This window comes from Paracoccus zeaxanthinifaciens ATCC 21588, from assembly GCF_000420145.1.
Classification (GTDB): Bacteria; Pseudomonadota; Alphaproteobacteria; order Rhodobacterales; family Rhodobacteraceae; genus Paracoccus; species Paracoccus zeaxanthinifaciens.
Map to the genome: position 1 here is coordinate 1 of NZ_ATUJ01000021.1, position 20,192 is coordinate 20,192.

Consider the following 20,192-nt stretch of genomic DNA (forward strand, 5'->3'; position numbering starts at 1 on the left):
ATACACTGAGAGGCTCGGCGAGGCCGGCATCGAACCTTCCGTCGGCAGCGTCGGCGATAGCTACGACAACGCCTTGGCGGAGACAATCAATGGCCTGTTCAAGGCCGAGGTCATCCACCGTCGCGGTCCTTGGCGCAACTTCCAGGCCGTCGAATATGCCGCCCTCGAATGGGTCGACTGGTTCAACAACCGTCGCCTGCTCGAGCCGATCGGGAACATCCCGCCGGCAGAAGCAGAGGCAAACTTCTACGCCACTATGGAAACAGAAGCCGTGGCCGCGTAACTAACCGAAATCAGCCTCCGGCAAACCCGGCGCGGTTCACCTTCAGGATGCGGCGCAGGCTGGCGGGGTCCATGACCAGGTGCCAGCGCAGGCCGGTCGTGCCGGACACGATGGGCTGGCGCGTGGCGATGGCGGGGATCAGTTCCAGCACGTTGCGGCGCGCGGTCATCGCCGTGCCCCACAGGCCCAGGGGCCGCATGGCCAGCGGCACGCGCGCGGGTTCGCCGCGGACGGGGCTCCGTTGCGCGGGGGGCGGTTGCTGGTCGGTCTGGTCGCGTGCCATGGCCGCAAGGCTATGCAATCGCGCGGCGCCCCGGCAAGTGTTCAGGGCGGGTCATGATGTCGCAAAGAAAAAGGGGCCTCGCAAAGCGGGCCCCCTTCGAAGTCGCGTCCTGAACGGATCAGGCTGCGGCTTTCGCCTTCTCGACGATCGCGCCGAACGCTTCCGGCTCGTTCACGGCCAGATCGGCCAGAACCTTGCGGTCAACCTCGATGCCGGCTTTCGCCAGCAGGTTGATGAAGCGCGAATAGGTCATCTCGGCGTCGATCGCACGGACACCTGCGTTGATGCGCTGGATCCACAGCGAGCGGAAGCTGCGCTTGCGGTTCTTGCGGTCGCGGGTGGCGTACTGGTTCGCCTTGTCGACGGCCTGCGTGGCGGTACGGAAGTTGCGCGAACGGTTACCGTAGTAACCCTTGGCAGCCTTCAGGACCTTCTTGTGGCGGGCGTGGGTAACCTTGCCGGATTTGACTCGTGCCATGTTTCAGTCCTCGATCAGCGGTTGTAGGGCATGTACTTCTTGACGATGTTGGCATCCGCGTCCGACAGGACGGTGGTGCCGCGCGCGTCGCGAATGAACTTCGTCGTGCGCTTGATCATGCCGTGGCGCTTGCCGGCCTGGCCGGATTTCACCTTGCCCGAGGCCGTGAACGAGAACCGCTTCTTGGCGGCCGACTTGGTCTTCATCTTCGGCATTTTCATCTCCTTCATCAGAGTGAACGTGCGACTCGGCAATGCCATATCGGCCGGACGCACGGGATCGGAAGCGCGCCGTATAAGCGCGTCCGGGTGATTTGGCAAGTGCTCAGTCTGCGTCCTGCGGCAGGACCGAACGCAGGGCGGTCGCGACATCCGCGGGCTGGAACGGCCCGGGCTGCAGCTGCGCCCCCGCGAACAGCGACAGGATGCCCGCCACCAGCGCCAGCACGGCCAGCCGCGGCGGCTGAAGCCGCAGCAGCTGGACCACCGCCAGCACCACCGAGGCCGCGCACAGCGCGACCCCGAGGACCATCAGGATGGCCGCGAGGCTCATTCCAGTTCCGACGCGTAGATCAGGCGCTCGTCGCAGGGCGCGATGCGCAGGATGTTCGTCGAACCGGCCACGTTGAACGGCACGCCTGCGACGACCACAACCTGGCGGGTCTCGTCGGCAAAGCCGTAATCGCGGGCGGCGCGGGTCGCGTTGACGACCGCCTCCTTGAAGCGCGACAGGCGGCCCGTGACGACGCAATGCGTGCCCCAGGTCAGGCACATGCGGCGCAGCACCGATTCGATGGGCGACATCGCCAGGATCGGCACGCGCGGACGTTCGCGGCCGACCAGGCTGACGGTCTTGCCCGACTGGGTGAAGACGCAGATGGCGGCCACGTCGGTCGTCTCGGCGATCTCTCGTGCGGCGGTCACGATGGCGTCCGGCACGGTCGACAGGCTGGCGCGGCGCGCCGCGTCGATGATCGAGCGGTAGTTCGGGTCCGCCTCGACCGAGCGGGCGACGCTGTCCATCGTACGCACGGCCTCGATCGGGAAGTCGCCGGCGGCGCTTTCTGCCGACAGCATGACCGCATCGGTGCCTTCATAGATGGCGTTGGCCACGTCGCTGACCTCGGCGCGGGTCGGCATCGGGCTCTCGATCATGGATTCCAGCATCTGCGTCGCGACGATCACCGGCTTGGCGGCGGCGCGGCACTGGCGGACCAGGCGCTTCTGGATCGGCGGGACCGAATGCACCGGCAGCTCCACGCCCAGGTCGCCGCGGGCGACCATGATGCCGTCGGATGCCTCGAGGATCTCCTCGAAGGCGCGGACGGCGGCGGGCTTCTCGATCTTGGACAGGACGGCGGCGCGGCCCTTGGCCAGCGACTTAGCCTCCTCGACATCCTCGGCGCGCTGCACGAAGGACAGGGCCAGCCAGTCCACGCCCAGCTCGCAGGCGAATTCCAGGTCGGCGCGGTCCTTGTCCGAAAGCGCGGCCAGCGGCAGCACCACGTCGGGGACGTTCACGCCCTTGCGGTCGCTGATCGTGCCGCCGACGGTGACCGTGCAATTGGCGAAATCGGCGCCGCATTCGTCGACGCGCAGGCGGATCTTGCCGTCGTTGACCAGCAGCTCGCTGCCCTCGATCAGGGCGGCGAAGATCTCGGGATGGGGCAGCTGCACGCGTTCGCCATTGCCTTCGGCGGCATCGAGATCGAAGCGGAACCGGTCGCCCGGCGCCAGGTCGTGCGCGCCGTCTGCGAACTTGCCCACGCGCAGCTTCGGACCCTGAAGGTCGGCCAGGATCGCGATGGGGCGGCCTGCCTCGGCTTCGATCTGGCGGATGATCTCGTAGCGTTCGCGGTGATCTTCGTGGCTGCCGTGGCTCATGTTCAGACGGAACACATCGGCGCCGGCCTCGAACAGGGCCGAGATCATTTCCTTGCTGGAAGATGCCGGCCCGAGGGTTGCCACGATCTTCACGTTGCGATGTCTTCTCATATCCCGTCCCTTCTCGAATTTAGCGCTATCTATGCCGCAATCGCGACGTGTGGGCAACTGGCGTCTGGCGCGCGGACATCGTAGACAGCCTGCACCATGATGGATGACCACGGCATGACGGAAACCCCCTACCGGACCGAGGGCGCGGACCGCCCCTCGCGCTGGCTGATCACCTGCGACCACGCGACGAATCGCGTCCCCGACTGGGTGGGCGGCGGCGATCTGGGCATCGCGCGGGACGACATGGACCGCCATATCGCCTTCGACGTGGGGGCCGCGGGGCTGACCCGCGAACTGGCGCGGGTCATGGACGCGCCCGCGATCCTGTCCGATTTCTCGCGGCTGGTGATCGACCCCAACCGCGGCGAGGACGACCCGACCCTGCTGATGCGGCTCTATGACGGGACGGTGATCCCCGCGAACCGCCATGCCGATGCGCAGGAACGCGAACGTCGCTTGCGGCTGCTGCACCGCCCCTATCACGATGCGCTGGACGCGCTGGCCGACCGGCATCCGCGGCGCTGCATCTGCGCGATCCACAGCTTCACGCCGCAACTGCGCGGGCGGCCGCCGCGCCCCTGGCAGGTCGGCATCCTCTACAGCCACCGCGATGCGCGGCTGGGTCCGGCGATGGTGCGCGCCTGTCGGGCCGAGGGTTGGATCACCGGCGAGAACGAGCCCTATGACGGGCATCTGCAGGGCGATTCCATCGACCGCCACGCGCTGGACCATGGCCGCCCGAACCTGCTGATCGAGCTGCGCAACGACCTGATCGCCACCCCCGAAGGGCAGGCGGAATGGGCCCGCCGCCTTGCACCCGTGATCGAACGGGTGCTGGCAGACAGCGGGCTGTAAGCGGGCGTCAGACGCCCAGCTTGCGGCTTTCCTCGACATAGATCTCGCGCAGGCGCGTGGCGACCGGGCCGGGCGTGCCGCTGCCGATCTTCGCGCCGTCGATCTCGACCACGGGCATGACGAAGGCGGATGCCGAGGTCACGAAGGCCTCGTCGGCCTCCTGCGCCTCGGCGATGGTGAAGCTGCGCTCCTCGACCTTCATCTGGGCCTCGGCGGCAAAGCGCAGGACCGCCGCGCGGGTAATGCCGTGCAGGATGTCGTTGCTCAGTTCGCGGGTGACGATGGTGCCGCCCTTGACGATATAGGCGTTGTTCGACGTGCCCTCGGTCACGCGGCCATCCTCGACCATCCACGCATCGTCCACGCCGCGCGCCTTCGCCTCCATCTTGGCCATCGAGGGATAGAGCAGCTGCACCGTCTTGATGTCGCGGCGGCCCCAACGCAGGTCCTCGACCCCGATGACGCGCCAGCCGGTCTTGGCGGCGGGATTGTCGGCCAGGCCAGGCTTCGACTGCGTGAACATCACCACCGTCGGCGTCACGTCCGCGGCGGGATAGGCGAAGTCGCGGTCGCCCGGATTGCCCCGCGTCACCTGCAGATAGACGAGGCCGTCGCCGATGCCGTTCTTCTCCAGCAGCGCGCGATGGGCCTGCAGGTATTCGTTGTCGCTCAGCGGGTTGGCGATCTGCAGTTCCGACAGCGACCGCTTCAGGCGCACCATGTGGCCCTCGAAGTCGATCAGCTTGCCGTCCAGCACGCTGACGACCTCGTAGACGCCATCGGCCATCAGGAAGCCGCGATCGAAGACCGAGACGCTGGCCTCGGCCTCGGGCAGATAGGTTCCGTTCAAATAAACAATGCGCGACATCGCGAGCCTCCTTGCCATCCGCGTTCGCGGGCGGTCCTGCGCCCAAAGATGCGGCAGGTCAAGCACGCTGCGGTGCAGGAAAACTCTTGCTGCAATTGCAGCGCAACATTATTACCGTAAACGACATGCAAACTTTATGAACTGGACCCAGTGATGAGCTTTCGCCTTCAGCCCCCATCCCCGGCCCGCCTGAACCGCTGCCAGCTGTTCGGCCCCGGTTCGCGAACCGCCCTGTTCGAGAAGATGGCCCGTTCCGCCGCCGACGTGATCAACCTCGACCTCGAGGATTCGGTCGCCCCCGACGACAAGGCGCAGGCGCGCGCCAATATCGTGCAGGCCATCGGCGACGTGGACTGGGGCGACAAGACGCTGTCGGTGCGCATCAACGGGCTGGATACGCCCTACTGGTATCGCGACGTGGTCGACCTGCTGGAACAGGCGGGCGACCGGATCGACCAGATCATGATCCCCAAGGTCGGCAACGCCTCGGACATCTATGCGGTGGATGCGCTGGTCACGGCCATCGAACGCGCGAAGGGCCGCACGAAACCCATCGCCTTCGAGGTCATCATCGAGAGCGCCGCCGGCATCTGCCATGTCGAGGAGATCGCGGCGGCCTCGCCCCGGATGCAGGCGATCAGCCTGGGTGCCGCGGATTTCGCGGCCTCGATGGGCATGGCCACGACCGGGATCGGCGGCACGCAGGAGGATTACTACATGATCCGCGAGGGGCAGAGATACTGGCCCGACCCCTGGCACTGGGTGCAGGCCAAGATCGTCGCCGCCTGCCGCACGCACGGCCTGCTGCCCGTGGACGGACCCTTTGGCGATTTCAGCGATCCCGACGGCTATGTCGCGCAGGCGCGGCGGTCCGCGACGCTTGGCATGGTCGGCAAATGGGCGATCCATCCCAGCCAGATCGCGCTGGCGAACGACGTCTTCTCTCCAAGCGAGGCCGCCGTCACCGAGGCGCAGGAGATCCTGTCGGCGATGGCCGAGGCGAAGGCCAGCGGATCGGGGGCCACGGTCTACAAGGGGCGGCTGGTCGATATCGCATCGATCAAGCAGGCCGAGGTGATCGTGCGCCAGGCCGAACTGATCAACTGCGCCTGAGCCTGCGGAACGCGGCGGATGCCGCCCAGCCCGCCGCGACCGCGACCGCCAGCGACATCAGCCCGTAGATCAACGGCCTGTCGAACGCCAGGTTGTAGAGGAACCTTTCGACCCCGACCTTCCGCACCTCGATGCCCGCGCGATAGACGTCGATGACCTCGCCGCCGCGCAGCAGGAAGATGCGGGTCTTGTAGTCGCCCTCGATCAGGTTGGCGGGCAGCCGGATGTCGGTGCGGAACAGCGTGTCCTCGACCAGGGTGACGCTGGATTCGTCCAGGCGGTAATGGCCGTCCTGCCGCCGCAGCCGGATCATCGCCTCGGTGAAGGGGCGGGTATCCGCGACCGCGGGGGTGTCCGCGAAGGCGCGCAGCGATTGCGGCAACGAGATGCGGTAGCGGCTGTCCCAAGCGGGGGACAGGATTTCTTCCAGCGGTCCGGTCGTCGCCACGGCATAGAAGCTGGGCGCCGCCCCGATCCGCACACTGTCGGTATTCACCCAGATCCCGAAGCGGCGCTGCTTCTGCCAGATCGTCGCCGGCTGCGAGGGGGCCTCGATGGTGACGATCACGTCCAGATCGCCTGCGGGGATCGGCGCCTCGCGCTTGACCGCGCCATAGATCAGGATCTCGGACCCGTCGAAGCTGGCCGTGATCGAGACCGAAGCGTTCGACAGCCCCGCGACGACCTGCTCGCCCGTCGGGCGCTCCTCGGGGGTGACGGGGCTGCGGGGCTGCCCCGGATCGGGAAACAGCGGCCAGCCGCGATCGTCGGTCGGAAGGATGCCCCCCGTTTCGGGCACGGTCGATCCGGCCCCCTGCGCATGCACGGGTTCGGCCGCAAGAATGGCCAGCGCGGCGATCGCCCAGCGCATCACCGCCCCCCCGCCGCGATCTGGAACAGGTCGTCGGGCGTCAGGAACAGGTCCAGCGCCAGCTTGCCGCAGACCGCCAGCACCAGCAGCGCCAGCAGGATGCGCAGCTGCTCGGCCCGCAGCCTTGCGCCCAGCGTCGTGCCGACCTGCGCGCCGATCACGCCCCCGACGATCAGCAGGACGGCCAGCATCACGTCCACGGTGTTGTAGTTCACCGCATGCATCAGCGTGGTGAAGGCGGTGACGAAGGTGATCTGGAACAGCGACGTACCGACCACGACCTTGGTCGGCATCCCCAGAAGATAGATCATCGCGGGCACCATGATGAAGCCGCCGCCGACCCCCATGATGGCGGCCAGCACGCCCACCGCGACACCCACCAGCAGGGGCGGGATCACGCTGATATACAACCCCGAGGCGCGGAACTTGACCTTCAGCGGCCAGCGGTGGATCCAGCTGTGCTGATGCAGCCGCCGCCTGCCCGCCGCCGGATTGCGCGAACGGGTCAGCGCGCGCACGCTTTCCTGCAGCATCATGCCGCCGATCAGGCCGAGGAACACGACATAGCACAGCTGCACGACCAGCTCGACCTGGCCCAGCCGCTGCAGGATGTTGAAGACCAGCACCCCCAGCCCCGAGCCCACAAGGCCGCCCGCCAGCAGCACACCCCCCATGCGGAAATCGACGGTCTTGCGCTTCATGTGCGCCAGCACGCCGGATACCGAGGATGCGACCACCTGGTTCGCGCCGGTCGCCACCGCGATGGCGGGCGGGATGCCGATGAAGAACAGAAGCGGCGTGATCAGGAAGCCGCCGCCCACGCCGAACAGGCCGCTCATGACACCGACCAGCCCGCCAAGGCCCGTCAGCGTGAAGGCATTGACCGAGACCTCGGCGATGGGAAGATAGATCTGCATCCTGCGCGGCCCGTTCCTGTTGGCGTTCAGGATGACGCGGCGGCGCGGCATCGTCAAACCGCTTTCGCGCGGGTGTCCGACGCGGACGGGTTGAAGCGCGATGCCCGCCCGGCTAATCGTTGGTGGTCTAATCGTTGGTGGTCACGATCGCGCGCGCGTATCGCCTGCCGCGCGGCGCACAACACGGGGGCTGGATGCGTATTCTCATCACCAATGACGACGGCATCAACGCACCGGGCCTCGAGGTTCTCGAACAGATCGCGACCCAGCTTGCCGGCCCCGAGGGCGAGGTCTGGACCGTCGCCCCCGCGTTCGAGCAGTCGGGCGTCGCGCATTGCATCAGCTACAGCCACCCCACGATGATCGCCGAACTGGCGCCGCGCCGCTTCGCAGCCGAGGGCAGCCCCGCAGATTGCGTGCTGGCGGCCGTCGGCGACATCATGCGGGACGCCCTGCCCGACCTGGTGCTTTCGGGCGTCAACCGCGGCAACAACGCGGGCGAGAACGCGATGTATTCCGGCACCATCGGCGGCGCGATGGAGGCCGCCTTGCAGGGCCTGCCCGCCATCGCCCTGTCGCAATACATGGGCCCCGAGACCGCCGTCCTCGACGATCCGTTCGAGGGCGCACGCCTGACCGGCGCCTCGGTCATCCGCCAGATCCTCGACCATGGCGACTGGACGTCGGACGCGGATTTCCGGCTGTTCTACAACGTGAACTTTCCGCCGGTCGCGGCTGCCGACATCCGCGGCCTGCGCGTCGCGCCGCAGGGGCGCCGTCGCGGGTCGCGCTTCGGGGTGGAACCCTATGTCGCGCCGAACGGTCGCCGCTTCATGTGGGTGCGCGGCGGATCGCAGCAGGCCCCCGCATCCGAGGGCAGCGACGTCGCCGCCAACATGGAGGGCTTCGTCTCGGTCACGCCGATGCGGGCCGACCTGACCTGTCACGCCTCGCTGGACGGGCTGTCGCGGGCGCTGGACGCCACGCCGCTGAAAAGGTCCGCCGGATGAACGAGGACACCCCCGAGACCGAGGCCGAGCGCAAGATGCGCTTCCTGTTCCAGCTGCGATCGCGGGGGGTCACCGATCCGCGCGTGCTGGCCGCGATGGAGAAGATCGACCGCGGCCTGTTCGTCAAGGGACAGTTCGCCGATCGCGCCTACGAGGATACGCCGCTGCCCATTCCCTGCGGCCAGACGATCAGCCAGCCCTCGGTCGTGGGGCTGATGACGCAGGCGCTGGCGGTGGGGCCGCGCGACACCGTGCTCGAGATCGGGACCGGGTCCGGGTACCAGGCAGCGATCCTGTCGGGGCTGTGCCGCCGCATCTATACCGTCGACCGACACCGCAGGCTGGTGCAGGAGGCCGAGGACGTGTTCCGCGCCCTGGGCCTGCACAACATCGTGGCGCAGATGGCCGACGGATCGCGCGGGCTGCCCGACCAGGCGCCCTTCGACCGCATCCTGGTCACCGCCGCAGCCGAGGATCCGCCGGGTCCGCTGTTGGCGCAGCTGAAGATCGGCGGTATCATGGTGGTCCCCGTCGGGCAGTCGGACGCGGTGCAGACGCTGATCCGCGTCAGCCGGACGGAAACCGGTTTCGATTACGACGAATTGCGGCAGGTGCGGTTCGTCCCGCTGGTCGAGGGGTTGGGCCAGACATGACCCCCGGCGGGCAGGCAGGCAGAGGGGCAGAACGAATGGGCAAGACCGGACTGAAGGGCGGCATCGCCATCGTCGCGCTGACGGCGCTCGGGGCATGTGCGGGCGGGAATTTCGACCCCGACCTGCGCGGGATCATCGGTCAGGGCGGGCTGGATACCAGCGGCGCCGCCGCGCAGGCCGCGGCACGCCCGGCCCCCGACAGCCGGGGCGTCATCACCTTCCAGAACGGACAGGTCGCGCTGGCGAATGGCGGCGACACGCCCGCAAGCGTCGCCGCGCGCCTGGGGATCGACGCCACGACCCTTGCCCGCCACAACGCGCTGGCGGTCGATGCGCCGCTGAACGCGGGCGCGGTCCTCGTGCTGCCGGGCACGGTGCCCACTTCGGCCCCGGCATCGGGCGGCGCCACCGCGGTCACCGACCCCTTCGCCAAGGCGACCGGCAGCGCGCCGCGCGAAACCGACACGGCCCCGCGCAACCATGTCGTCGTCCGGGGCGAGACCGCCTGGTCCATCGCGCGCAAATACGGGATCTCGGTCCAGGACCTGGCATCGTGGAACGGGCTGCCCGCCGACATGGCGCTGCATCCGGGCCAGCGGCTGATCGTGCCGAAACCCGGCGAGAAGGCCCCCGCCGCGACAGACACGAAGCCCGGTCAGGGCACCCCCACGCCGGTCCCGCCCTCGGCTGCGGCCCCCCTGCCCGACGAGGAGACGGCCCCCGCATCCGAACCCGCGCCCGATGCGCCCGATGTCGATCTGGGTGCGGACCGGACGGCAGCCTCGGGCGGGCGGCGCTTTGCCATGCCGGTCTCGGGGTCGATCATCCGCGACTACGAGAAGGGCAAGAACGACGGCATCGACATCGCCGCACCCTCGGGCGCGGCGGTGAACGCGGCGGGCAGCGGGACGGTCGCCGCGATCACCCGCGACACGGCGGGAACCCCCATCGTGGTGGTGCGGCACGACAACGACCTGATGACCGTCTATGCCGGGCTGGGCGATGTCAGCGTGGCCAAGGGCGACAGCGTCTCGGCCGGTCAGGGCATCGGCAAGGCGGGCGATGGCGGCTCGGTCCATTTCGAGGTGCGGCGCGGCTTCGACAGCCGCGACCCGACCGATTACCTGAACTGATCAGCGCCCGATGAGGGCGCGTTCCTCGGCCAGCGCGATTTCCTTCTTCACCAGCGCGCGCAGGTTGGCCGAGAAGCGCAGCCCCATCTCGCCCTCCAGTTCCTCTCGGACCAGTTCCTGCAGCTGCTCGCCCAGCGCGGCGTCCTGCAGGACGGCCAGCACGACAGGCTCCAGTTCCGGTGCCTCGGGCGGCAATTGCACGATGATGGGCGCGGGCTGCGGGGCCGGCGGCAGGGCTTGGGGAACGGGCGGACGCATCCGCTGGCCCAGCCAGTCGCACCATGCGCGCAGCAGGCCCACCTGCGGTTCGGGCTGGGGTTCTGGCTGCGGGGCGGGTCCGATGGGTTCGGGCAGTTCGCCGTGATCCAGCATCGCGCGGATGCTGCGGACGGTATCGCCGATCTGGGACCGGATCTCGCCCGTATCGGGGCCGAGCACGGCCGCCGCATCGCGGAAGGCCTGCGGGTGGCGGAGGGGGCCGCTCATCGCGACCCCGCCCGCGGATCAGTCGCGCCCGATGGCGCGCAGCACGCGATCCAGGCTCTCGCCCTGCTTGCTGGTATAGGGCGCGTCGCGCACGGCATTGTAGTATTGCGATGGGTCATAGGTCGGAATCCCCAGTTTCAGGTTTTCTACCGTCAACAGACCCATAGCCGAGAGAAGTTGATAATGCGCTAATTGCAGGTTGCTTTCCGCCGTGATCCGGTCGGCGCGTGCCTCCAGCAGCGACTGTTCCGCGTCCAGCACGTCCAACGTCGTGCGCGCACCCAGCAGCGCCTCTTCGCGGACGCCGTCATAGGCCTGCTGCGCGGCGCTGATCTGCTGGTCGATCGCGCGGATCTGGGCGCGGGCCACGTCGATATTGGCCCAGGTCTCGCCCACCACCTGCGACAGGCTGCGCGCGCCGTTCAGCAGCTGGGCGCGGGCCTCGTCGCGATCGGCCATCGCGCCACGATGCGCGGCCGACAGCGCCCCGCCGGAATAGATCGTCTGCGACAGCCGCAGCCCGATGCTGGAACTGTTGCTGCTGGCATAGCTGTCGGGCGTCGCGCTGCTGCGCGGAGCGCGGGTGACGCCGATATTGGCCGAACCGCTCAGCTCGGGATTGCGCTCGGCGGCGGCGGCGGCGACGCCCAGCTCGGCCGCTGCGGCGACGCGCTGCGCCTGCAGGATCGAGGGATGCGTGCGCTGCGCGATGCTGCGGGCCTCGTTCAGGTCCGAGGGCAGCTTCGGCAGCGACGGAGGCGAGGACAGCCGCCCCGGCATCTCGCCCGTGGCGGTGCGATAGGCCTCGCGCGCGATCTCCAGCTGCCCCTGCGCGGCAGCAAGGCTGGCACGGGTCGCGGCAAGCTGCGCATCGGCCAGCGCCACATCGGTCACGGTGATCTCGCCCACGTCAAAGCGGTCCTGCGCGGCCTGACGCTCTCGGGTCAGGACCTCGACCGAGTTCTGCTGCAGGGCGACCTGCTGGTTGCCCTCGAGCACGGCGAAATAGGCGTCGGCGGCGTCCAGCAGGACCTCCTGCTCGACCGCGACAAGCGCCTGGCGGGTGGCCAGCACCTGCTCCTTGGCGGCGTCGATCGCCAGTTGCGAGCGCCCGAAATCATAGAGCGTCATCGAGATGTTCAGATCCAGCGAGGTCGAGCGCGTGGTCGTCCCGCCCTCGATCCGCTGCGCGCCGTGTTCCGCGACCCATTCGACCACCGGACGCAGGGCCGATACGGCGCTTGCGACATCCTCGTCGGCGGCGCGCAGCACGGCGCGGTTCTGTTCCAGCAGCGCGGAATGGCGATAGGCCTTGACCATCGTGTCCGCCAGGCTCTGGGCGCCGGCGGGAATGGCGGTCGCCATCATCAGCGCGGCGGTCGTGGCAATGCGCTTCAGTCCCATCACAGCGAGAACCCCCGTTCGCGCACGAAGCCCGGCAGGACCGGTGCGCTGGCATTGAAGAGATAGCGCCAGCTGACATGGCCCGCGCGCTTCAGCCCCATCCGCACGACACCCAGAGAGCCTTCGCGGAACAGCGCGACGATGCGCCCGCCCTCGTTCAGCTGATCGAGCAGCCCGGCGGGGACCTCCTCGACCGCGCCCTCGATGAGGATGACGTCGAAGGGACCCTGACGGGGCGCGCCCTCGGGCAGTTCGGCCTGCAGCACGGCCACGTTGAAGATGCCGGCCTCGGTCAGGCAGCGCTCGGCCTCGGCGGCCAGCTCGCTGCTGTCCTCGATGGCGACGACGGCCTCGGCGATGCGGGCGATCAGCGCGGCGGAATATCCCATGCCGCAGCCCAGATCGAGCACCATCTCGTCGGGCTGGATGTCCAGCGCCTCCAGCATCTTGCCGATGGTGCGGGGCTCGAGCATGACGCGACCTTCGCCGATGCGCATGTTCTCGCCCAGATAGGCGATCCCGCGCTTCGAGGCGGGCACGAACTCTTCGCGCGGAACGGAAAGCATCGCATCGATCACCGGGAAGCTGGTGACTTCGTTGGGGCGGACCTGCGTATCAACCATCATCGTGCGGCGCGCGGCGAAATCGGTCATCCTTGGGGAACCTCTGCTCGACCTGACATGGGCGCTTATTGCCATGTTTGCGGGAACTGGGCAACGTCGCACGTGGACGCGACCGATGCGCGATCACGTCTTGCACGTCCCGAAGCGATGGGCTATGCCGCTGCCACTCTCGACGGCGGTGGGTTGGCGGAGAGGTTACGCAGCGGATTGCAAATCCGTGTAGACCGGTTCGATTCCGGTACCCACCTCCACGATTACCGACGCGAGGGTCCCGTCCGATGATCCATGCCGCAATCGCCCGCATCGCAGAAGCCGCGCTGCTGGTCCGGCTGGCATTGCGCCCCTCCGACAACCTTCGCGAACGTCTGGTCCGCGACGACCCGCCCGCCCCTGCCGCGATCTGGCTGCATGGCGCATCCGTGGGCGAGCTGACCTCCGCGCGCACGATCATCATGGCCCTGTCGCGCGAATTCCCCCTGATCGTGACCGCCAACAGCACGACCGGGCGCGATCTTGCGCGCGGCTGGGGAATCGATGCGCGCCTTGCGCCGCTGGACATGCCGGGCGCGCTGCGCCGCTTTCTGGACCACGCGGACCCCCGCCTTGCCATCACCATCGAGAACGAGTTCTGGCCGCTGCGGTCCCGCATGCTGGCCGATCGGGGCATCGCGCAGGCCATGATCGGGGCGCGCATGTCCGAACGCTCGGGGCGGCGATGGGCGCGGATGCGCGGGATCGTCACGCCGATGCTGGCGCGGATCGCCGCGCTGTCGGCGCAGGATGCGGGCACCGAGGCGCGGCTGCGGGGTCTGGGCCTGCCCGAGGATTCGGTCCTGCCGCGGCTGGACCTGAAGCTTCTGGCCCCGGCCTCGGTCGCCCCTGCGGATGAAACTGCCCTGCGCGACCGCACGATCCTCGCGGCCTCGACCCATGAGGGCGAGGATGCCGCGATCCTCGACGCCTTCGCCGCGCAATCCGATGCGCGGCTGATCCTTGCGCCCCGCCACCCCAGGCGCGCCCCCGAGATCGCGGCGCTGATCCGCGAACGCGGCCTGCCCTGCAGAATCCGCAGCGAGGGTGCGGACGCCCCGCCCGCGGGCGGCGTCCTTCTTGCGGACACCCTGGGCGAGATGCCGCGCTGGTACGCGGCGGCGGGCATCTGCATCGTGGGCGGCACCATCATGGATCACGGCGGCCATACCCCGTGGGAGCCTGCAGCCCATCGCTGCGCCCTGCTGCGCGGACCGCATGTCGCGAATTTCACCGAAGGCTTCGCGGCGCTCGGGGCGGCGGCGCTGCCCTTCGATGCGGCGCACCTGCGCGCGCTGCTGGCCGATCCGGACCGCAGGCGGGCGCAGGGACAGGCCGCGCGCGACGTTCTGGACGCCCGCGCGGGCGATCCCGCCGCGCTGATCGCGCGGCTGTCCGATCTTGCCAAGCCCGCGCCGCGACCCGATATGTCACCCCGATGACAGGAGCGTTGCGATGATCCGCTATGCCTTGCGCTGCAGCAGGGGACATGACTTCGACGGCTGGTTCCGATCCTCGGACGGGTTCCAGGCCATGCTGGATGCGGGCCAGGTGACCTGCTCGGCCTGCGGGGACACGGATGTCCGCAAGGCGCTGATGGCCCCGTCCGTGGCCGAGAAGAAATCGCAGCCCGACCCCACGCCGCTGGAGAAGCTGCGCCAGCATGTCGAGGCCAACAGCGATTATGTCGGCCCCCGCTTCGCCGAGGAGGCGCGCGCCATGCATGCGGGGTCCCGCCCCGGCCGCGCCATCCACGGAGAGGCCCGCCCCGAAGAGGCGAAGAAGCTGATCGAGGAGGGAATTCCCGTGGCCCCCCTGCCCTTCATCCCCCGCCAGAAGACGAACTGAGGCGGCGCTGCAACCCGCTCTTGCGGTCGGTGTGATCCGTCCCTAAAAGCGCCTGCGATACGCAACCTTGGCTGGAGGCCCGCGATGCCGCTTCTGGTAATGAAATTCGGCGGTACGTCGGTCGGCGATCTGGACAGGATCCGCAACGCCGCGACGAAGGTTCGGCGCGAGGTCGAACGCGGCTATGACGTGATCGTCATCGTCAGCGCCATGTCGGGCAAGACGAACGAGCTGGTCGGCTGGGTCGAACAGACCTCGCCCATGTTCGACGCGCGCGAATACGACGCCGTCGTCAGTTCCGGCGAGAACGTGACCGCGGGCCTGATGGCCCTGACCCTTCAGGAAATGGACGTCCCCGCGCGCAGCTGGCAGGGCTGGCAGGTGCCGATCAACACGACCTCGGCGCACAGCGCCGCGCGCTTCGTGGACATCCCGCGCGACAATATCGATCAGAAATTCGCCGAAGGCATGAAGGTCGCCGTGGTCGCGGGCTTCCAGGGCCTGTCGCCCGAAGGCCGGATCACCACCCTTGGGCGCGGTGGCAGCGACACGACCGCGGTGGCCTTCGCGGCCGCCTTCGGCGCGGAACGCTGCGACATCTATACCGACGTGGACGGCGTCTACACGACCGATCCGCGCATCACCTCGAAGGCGCGCAAGCTGGACCGCATCGCCTTCGAGGAGATGCTGGAACTTGCAAGCCTCGGCGCGAAGGTCCTCCAGACCCGCTCGGTCGAGCTGGCGATGCGTTACAACGTGCGGCTGCGGGTGCTATCCTCGTTCGAGGATACCGACGAGAATTCGGGCACCCTGATCTGCGATGAGGATGAAATCATGGAATCGAAAGTCGTCAACGGCGTCGCCTCTTCGCGCGACGAGGCCAAGATCACGCTGGTCACGGTCGAGGACCGTCCGGGCATCTCGGCCGCGATCTTCGCCCCCCTGGCCGAGGCCGGCGTCAATGTCGACATGATCGTCCAGAACATCTCCGAGAAGGATTACGACGATCACCCCGGTTCGGTGACCGACATGACCTTCTCGGTGCCGATCAACCAGGTCGAGCGCGCCAAGAAGGCCATGGAAGAGGCCCGCCAGGCCGGCAACATCGACTATGACGAGCTGGTCGTGGACACCGAGGTCGCCAAGGTCAGCGTCGTGGGCATCGGCATGCGCAGCCATACCGGCGTCGCCGCGCGCATGTTCAAGGCGCTTGCCGACGAGAACGTCAACATCAAGGTCATCGCCACCAGCGAGATCAAGATTTCCGTTCTGATCGACCGGAAATACATGGAATTGGCGGTGCAGTCCCTGCATGATGCCTTCGAACTGGACAAGGCATAACGCCACCGGTTCGGCCCCCGGCCACGGGGGCCATTCACAGGCAGAAGGCGGCAAGCGATGCAGGACCGCAGCGACAGTGATTCCCGCAGGCTGCTGAGGCGGCTGAAGGAAATCCTCGCCGCTCCGGGCGGCGGACAGGACAGGCTGGACCAGATCACCCATCTGATCGCGGATTCGATGGGGACCGAGGTCTGTTCGATCTACCTGTTCCGCGACCCCGAGACGCTGGAGCTGTGCGCCACCGAGGGCCTGCGCCCCGAGGCCGTCCACCAGACCCGCCTGCGCCTGGGCGAGGGGCTTGTCGGCCGCGTCGCCCGTACCGGGCGCAACATGAACACCGCCGACGCCCCCAGCGAACCCGGTTTCCGTTTCATGCCCGAAACCGGCGAAGAGGTCTTTCCGGCATTCCTGGGCGTTCCGATCCAGCGCGTGGGCGAACGCCTGGGCGTGCTGGTCGTCCAGTGCACGACCGCGCGGCAGTTCACCGACGACGAGGTCTATGGCCTCGAGGTCGTCGCGATGGTCCTGGCCGAGATGACCGAGCTGGGCGCCTTCCAGGGCGGCCAGGCCGACGGCATGCCGCAGGCGCACCGCTTTCCGCTGATGATCCGCGGTGCGACCGGCCAGGAGGGCGCCGCCGAGGGCCGCGTCTGGCTGCACGAGCCGCGCGTCGTGGTGGCGAACCCGGTGGGCGACGATCCCGAGACCGAACACCAGCGCCTGCACGAGGGCGTCGAGAAGCTGCGCAGCACCGTGGACCGGATGGTTGCCGCCGCCGACATGGGCGGTGACGGCGAACACGCCGCCGTGCTGGAAACCTATCGCATGTTCGCCAATTCGCGCAGCTGGCTCAAGCGCATGGAAGAGGACATCCGGCTGGGCCTCTCGGCCGAGGCCGCGGTCGAGAAGGAGCAGTCCAGCGCCCGCGCGCGGCTGGAGATGGCGTCCGACCCCTATCTGCGCGACCGCCTGCATGACCTCGACGACCTGTCGAACCGACTGCTGCGCATCCTCAGCGGTCAGGGCACCGATACCGGCGCCGAGATGCCCGAGAACCCGATCCTGGTCGCACGCAACATCGGCCCGGCCGAGCTGCTGGAATACGGTCGCCGCCTGCGGGGCGTGGTCCTGCAGGAAGGGTCGGTAGGCAGCCATGCGGCCATCGTCGCGCGCGCGCTGGCGATCCCGCTGGTGATCCACGCAGGCCGCATCACGACCGAGGCGCTGAACGGCGATCCGATCCTGGTCGACGGCGATCAGGGCGTCGTCCACCTGCGCCCCGAGGAAAGCGTCCACAAGGCGTTCCTCGACAAGATCGCGATGCAGGCGGCGGCGCAGGACCGCTATGCCAGCCTGCGCGACCTGCCGGCGACGGGCACCTGCGGGACGACGGTGCAGCTGTACATGAATGCGGGCCTGATGGCCGACCTGCCATCTTTGGAGGGGTCGGGCGCCGAAGGCGTCGGCCTGTTCCGCACCGAGCTGCAGTTCCTGATCCGCAACCACGTTCCCAGAAGGGGCGAGCTGGCGGGCCTCTATTCGCGGGTGATGGACAATGCGGGCGGCCGCCCGATCATGTTCCGCACGCTGGATATCGGATCCGACAAGGTGCTGCCCTACATGAAGCCCCAGGACGAGCCGAACCCCGCGATGGGCTGGCGCGCGATCCGCGTGGGGCTGGACAAGCGCGGCGTCCTGCGGATGCAGCTGCAGGCGTTGATCCGGGCCTCGGTCGGGCGTCCGCTGCACGTCATGTTCCCCTTCATCGCGGACATGCAGGAATACGAGGACGCGCACCGCATCCTGATGCAGGAACTGTCGCGCGAACAGCGGCTGGGCCACGACATGCCAAGCGACATCCGCGTGGGCGCCATGCTGGAAACCCCGTCGCTGGCCTTCGCGCCCAAACGCTTCTTCGAGATGTGCGACTTCATCTCGATCGGGGGGAACGACCTCAAGCAGTTCTTCTTCGCCGCCGACCGCGAGAACGAACGCGTCCGCCGCCGCTACGACACGCTCAGCGTGCCGTTCCTGTCGATGCTGCGCCAGATCATCGCCCGCTGCGAGGAGGCGCGCGTGCCGCTGTCCTTCTGCGGCGAGGATGCGGGCCGCCCGATCGAAGCGCTGACCTTCGCGGCCCTCGGCATCCACCGCCTGTCCATGCGCCCGGCATCCATCGGGCCGGTCAAGCACCTGATCCGGCGCGTCTCGCTGACCGAGCTGCGCGAGGTCATCGACACCGCCGAGGCGCAGGGCCTCACCAGTGTTCGCGGTCCCGTGACCGCGTGGCTGGCCCGCCAATAGCGGAACCTGCACGCAGTTCAGGCGTTGGCGTCCGCGCAACCCCGCCCATGGGTTGACGAAATGGCGAGAACGCTTGCTGCGATGCGGCGGCAAATGTAATGTGTCCACCAACCTGTCAAAGCATCTCCTGATATGAAGCGTCGTCAATTTCTCAATGCCGCCACCGCGATGGCAGCCGGCGGATCGCTGATGGCGGTCCAGGCTGATGCCCAGTCGCCCGAAGCGACCGAAACCTTCGGTCCGAACCTTCCCGAGCCGTTCAACTTCGAGAACGTCGCCGCCTTGGCCGAGGAACGCGCCGCCAGCGTCTATACCCAGCCGGTGTCGAAGCTGGTCGGCAGCTTTGCCGATCTGGACTATGACAAGTATCGCGGCATCCGCTTCCGCAAGGATCGCGACCCCCTGGGCGGCTCCAAGCAGTTCTCGGTGGACCTGCTGTCGCCGGGCACGATCTTCTACGAGCCGGTGCAGATCAACCTGGTCCGCGACGGGATCTCCGAACACATCCCCTTCGATCCGTCGATGCTGGAATTCGACCCCTCGCAGTTCCCCGACGGTGCCGACCTGGAAACGGTGGGCGACATGGGCTGGTCGGGCTTCCGCATGCGGACCTTCCTGAACCGCCCCGGCGTCATGGACGAATTCCTGGTCTTCCAGGGCGCAAGCTATTTCCGTGCGGTCGCGCGCGGCACGCTCTATGGGCTGTCTGCACGCGGGCTGGCCATCAAGACCGGCAGCCCCGACGGCGAGGAGTTCCCGCTGTTCACCGATTTCTGGATCGTCGAGCCGCAGCCCGGCGACGAGGGTGTGCGCATCTATGCCATCCTCGACAGCAAGTCGGTGGCCGCGGCATATCAGTTCGACGTGACGCCCGGCGCGGTCACGATGGTCCGCACGCGGATGGCGCTGTTCCCGCGCGTCGATCTGCGCGAGACCGGCCTTGCGCCGCTGACCTCGATGTTCTGGTTCAGCCCGGCCTCGCGCCGCGCGGTCGACGATTACCGTCCCGCCTGCCATGACAGCGACGGCCTGCAGATGCATACCGGCGCCGGCCAGAACCTGTGGCGCGGCCTGATGTCGCCGCGCAACCTGCAGATCTCCAGCTTCGTGGACAGCAACCCCAAGGGCTTCGGCCTGGTCCAGCGCGCCCGCGAATTCGAGACGTTCCAGGATGCCGAGGCGCTCTATCACCTGCGTCCCTCGGCCTGGATCGAGCCCGAAGGCGACTGGGGCGACGGCGAGGTGCGCCTGATCGAGATCCCGGTCGAGAACGAGTTCAACGACAACATCGTCAGCTACTGGCTGCCCAAGGACGTCATTCCGGGCGGCCAGCGGACCGAGTTCCGGTACCGGCTCAGCTTCTCGGCGCTGCCGCCAAGCGACCTGCCGCTGGCCAAGGTCCGCCAGGTGCGGTCGGGCCGCTCGATCAATGTCGAGACGACGCGCAGCTACATCATCGATTTCGACCTGGGGATGTTCCGCGACCAGCTTCCGCAGTTCCAGGTCTCGGCCTCCGAGGGGCGGATCGTGCATGCCTATCTGAAGGCCCTGCCCGAACAGCACGTCCTGCGCCTTGCCTTCGAGTTCGAGCCCGGCCGCGCCGAGCTGGCCGAGCTGCGCGCCGCGCTGACCGACAACGAGGGTCTTGCCCTGAGCGAGACCTGGATGAGCCGTTGGGCCGCATGAACATCGCTACCG

General features: G+C 68.2%; 22 protein-coding genes and 1 tRNA gene. 12 read left to right on the top strand and 11 right to left on the bottom strand.

Features of this window, described 5'->3' with window-relative positions; translation table 11 throughout:
* On the top strand, window positions 1–283 hold a 283-nt coding region (locus tag F804_RS0114605), incomplete at its 5' end, for an integrase core domain-containing protein (protein WP_022708489.1).
* A 10-nt stretch (window positions 284–293) separates the two neighbouring features.
* Here the strand turns inward: F804_RS0114605 and F804_RS17760 are convergent.
* From F804_RS17760 to pyk, 5 genes are all read right to left on the bottom strand, one after another.
* Window positions 294–566 (bottom strand): hypothetical protein, encoded by a 273-nt coding sequence (locus F804_RS17760; RefSeq protein WP_022708490.1) that lies wholly within the window; start codon window positions 564–566, stop codon window positions 294–296.
* Between the two features lie 118 nt (window positions 567–684).
* Window positions 685–1,044, bottom strand: a complete 360-nt coding sequence (rplT, locus tag F804_RS0114615) for a 50S ribosomal protein L20 (protein WP_022708491.1) — start codon at window positions 1,042–1,044, stop codon at window positions 685–687.
* A 14-nt stretch (window positions 1,045–1,058) separates the two neighbouring features.
* The gene (gene rpmI / locus F804_RS0114620) at window positions 1,059–1,259 is read right to left on the bottom strand and encodes a 50S ribosomal protein L35 (RefSeq protein WP_022708492.1); all 201 of its coding nucleotides are present in this window, start codon (window positions 1,257–1,259) and stop codon (window positions 1,059–1,061) included.
* 109 nt (window positions 1,260–1,368) lie between these two features.
* The gene (locus F804_RS0114625; protein WP_022708493.1) at window positions 1,369–1,596 is read right to left on the bottom strand and encodes a hypothetical protein; all 228 of its coding nucleotides are present in this window, start codon (window positions 1,594–1,596) and stop codon (window positions 1,369–1,371) included.
* Entirely contained in the window at window positions 1,593–3,038 is a 1,446-nt protein-coding gene (gene pyk, locus F804_RS0114630) for a pyruvate kinase (protein WP_022708494.1), read from the bottom strand. Before pyk ends, F804_RS0114625 begins: the two co-directional genes overlap by 4 nt.
* A gap of 114 nt (window positions 3,039–3,152) precedes the next feature.
* On the opposite strand from pyk, the gene F804_RS0114635 reads away from it, so the two are divergent.
* A complete protein-coding gene (locus F804_RS0114635; RefSeq protein ID WP_022708495.1) occupies window positions 3,153–3,893 on the top strand; it encodes an N-formylglutamate amidohydrolase in 741 nt (246 codons plus the stop codon).
* A gap of 7 nt (window positions 3,894–3,900) precedes the next feature.
* Here F804_RS0114635 and F804_RS0114640 read toward each other — a convergent pair whose 3' ends face one another.
* The gene (locus tag F804_RS0114640) at window positions 3,901–4,761 is read right to left on the bottom strand and encodes a D-amino-acid transaminase (protein ID WP_022708496.1); all 861 of its coding nucleotides are present in this window, start codon (window positions 4,759–4,761) and stop codon (window positions 3,901–3,903) included.
* Window positions 4,762–4,914: 153 nt separating this feature from the next.
* Here F804_RS0114640 and F804_RS0114645 point away from each other — a divergent pair, with 153 nt between their 5' ends.
* Entirely contained in the window at window positions 4,915–5,874 is a 960-nt protein-coding gene (locus tag F804_RS0114645) for an L-malyl-CoA/beta-methylmalyl-CoA lyase (RefSeq protein ID WP_022708497.1), read from the top strand.
* Here F804_RS0114645 and F804_RS16670 read toward each other — a convergent pair.
* Together F804_RS16670 and F804_RS0114655 are read right to left on the bottom strand one after the other, a co-directional pair.
* On the bottom strand, window positions 5,861–6,745 hold the full coding sequence (locus F804_RS16670) for a TIGR02186 family protein (protein ID WP_028726034.1): 885 nt from the start codon (window positions 6,743–6,745) through the stop codon (window positions 5,861–5,863). The genes F804_RS0114645 and F804_RS16670 overlap by 14 nt on opposite strands.
* The gene (locus F804_RS0114655) at window positions 6,745–7,662 is read right to left on the bottom strand and encodes a sulfite exporter TauE/SafE family protein (RefSeq protein ID WP_028726035.1); all 918 of its coding nucleotides are present in this window, start codon (window positions 7,660–7,662) and stop codon (window positions 6,745–6,747) included. The genes F804_RS16670 and F804_RS0114655 overlap by 1 nt, the downstream gene beginning before the upstream one ends.
* 194 nt (window positions 7,663–7,856) lie before the next feature.
* Here F804_RS0114655 and surE point away from each other — a divergent pair, with 194 nt between their 5' ends.
* From surE to F804_RS0114670, 3 genes are read left to right on the top strand one after another with little or no spacing between them, the layout of a single operon-like run.
* On the top strand, window positions 7,857–8,672 hold the full coding sequence (gene surE / locus F804_RS0114660; protein ID WP_022708500.1) for a 5'/3'-nucleotidase SurE: 816 nt from the start codon (window positions 7,857–7,859) through the stop codon (window positions 8,670–8,672).
* The gene (locus F804_RS0114665; RefSeq protein WP_022708501.1) at window positions 8,669–9,325 is read left to right on the top strand and encodes a protein-L-isoaspartate(D-aspartate) O-methyltransferase; all 657 of its coding nucleotides are present in this window, start codon (window positions 8,669–8,671) and stop codon (window positions 9,323–9,325) included. The genes surE and F804_RS0114665 overlap by 4 nt, the downstream gene beginning before the upstream one ends.
* 35 nt (window positions 9,326–9,360) lie before the next feature.
* Window positions 9,361–10,458, top strand: a complete 1,098-nt coding sequence (locus F804_RS0114670) for a M23 family metallopeptidase (RefSeq protein WP_022708502.1) — start codon at window positions 9,361–9,363, stop codon at window positions 10,456–10,458.
* Here the strand turns inward: F804_RS0114670 and F804_RS0114675 are convergent, their stop codons facing one another.
* Genes F804_RS0114675 through F804_RS0114685 form a run of 3 tightly spaced genes read right to left on the bottom strand, consistent with a single transcriptional unit; the run spans window position 10,459 to window position 13,001 of the window.
* Entirely contained in the window at window positions 10,459–10,944 is a 486-nt protein-coding gene (locus F804_RS0114675) for a hypothetical protein (protein WP_022708503.1), read from the bottom strand.
* Between the two features lie 18 nt (window positions 10,945–10,962).
* Window positions 10,963–12,348 (bottom strand): TolC family outer membrane protein, encoded by a 1,386-nt coding sequence (locus F804_RS0114680; protein ID WP_022708504.1) that lies wholly within the window; start codon window positions 12,346–12,348, stop codon window positions 10,963–10,965.
* On the bottom strand, window positions 12,348–13,001 hold the full coding sequence (locus F804_RS0114685; RefSeq protein ID WP_022708505.1) for a protein-L-isoaspartate O-methyltransferase family protein: 654 nt from the start codon (window positions 12,999–13,001) through the stop codon (window positions 12,348–12,350). The genes F804_RS0114680 and F804_RS0114685 overlap by 1 nt, the downstream gene beginning before the upstream one ends.
* Before the next feature lie 147 nt (window positions 13,002–13,148).
* On the opposite strand from F804_RS0114685, the gene F804_RS0114690 reads away from it, so the two are divergent.
* From F804_RS0114690 to F804_RS0114715, 6 genes are all read left to right on the top strand, one after another.
* A tRNA-Cys gene (locus tag F804_RS0114690) sits at window positions 13,149–13,222 on the top strand.
* Between the two features lie 27 nt (window positions 13,223–13,249).
* A complete protein-coding gene (locus tag F804_RS0114695; protein WP_022708506.1) occupies window positions 13,250–14,443 on the top strand; it encodes a 3-deoxy-D-manno-octulosonic acid transferase in 1,194 nt (397 codons plus the stop codon).
* Window positions 14,444–14,456: 13 nt separating this feature from the next.
* On the top strand, window positions 14,457–14,849 hold the full coding sequence (locus F804_RS0114700) for a DUF1178 family protein (RefSeq protein ID WP_022708507.1): 393 nt from the start codon (window positions 14,457–14,459) through the stop codon (window positions 14,847–14,849).
* Window positions 14,850–14,933: 84 nt separating this feature from the next.
* Window positions 14,934–16,190 (top strand): aspartate kinase, encoded by a 1,257-nt coding sequence (locus F804_RS0114705; protein ID WP_022708508.1) that lies wholly within the window; start codon window positions 14,934–14,936, stop codon window positions 16,188–16,190.
* Window positions 16,191–16,247: 57 nt separating this feature from the next.
* Window positions 16,248–18,494 carry a phosphoenolpyruvate--protein phosphotransferase gene (ptsP, locus tag F804_RS0114710; protein ID WP_022708509.1) on the top strand — a complete coding sequence of 749 codons (2,247 nt, stop codon included), beginning with the start codon at window positions 16,248–16,250 and terminating at the stop codon, window positions 18,492–18,494.
* 189 nt (window positions 18,495–18,683) lie between these two features.
* Window positions 18,684–20,180 carry an OpgD/OpgG family glucan biosynthesis protein gene (locus F804_RS0114715; protein ID WP_245540372.1) on the top strand — a complete coding sequence of 499 codons (1,497 nt, stop codon included), beginning with the start codon at window positions 18,684–18,686 and terminating at the stop codon, window positions 20,178–20,180.
* The last annotated feature ends 12 nt before the right edge of the window (window positions 20,181–20,192 follow it).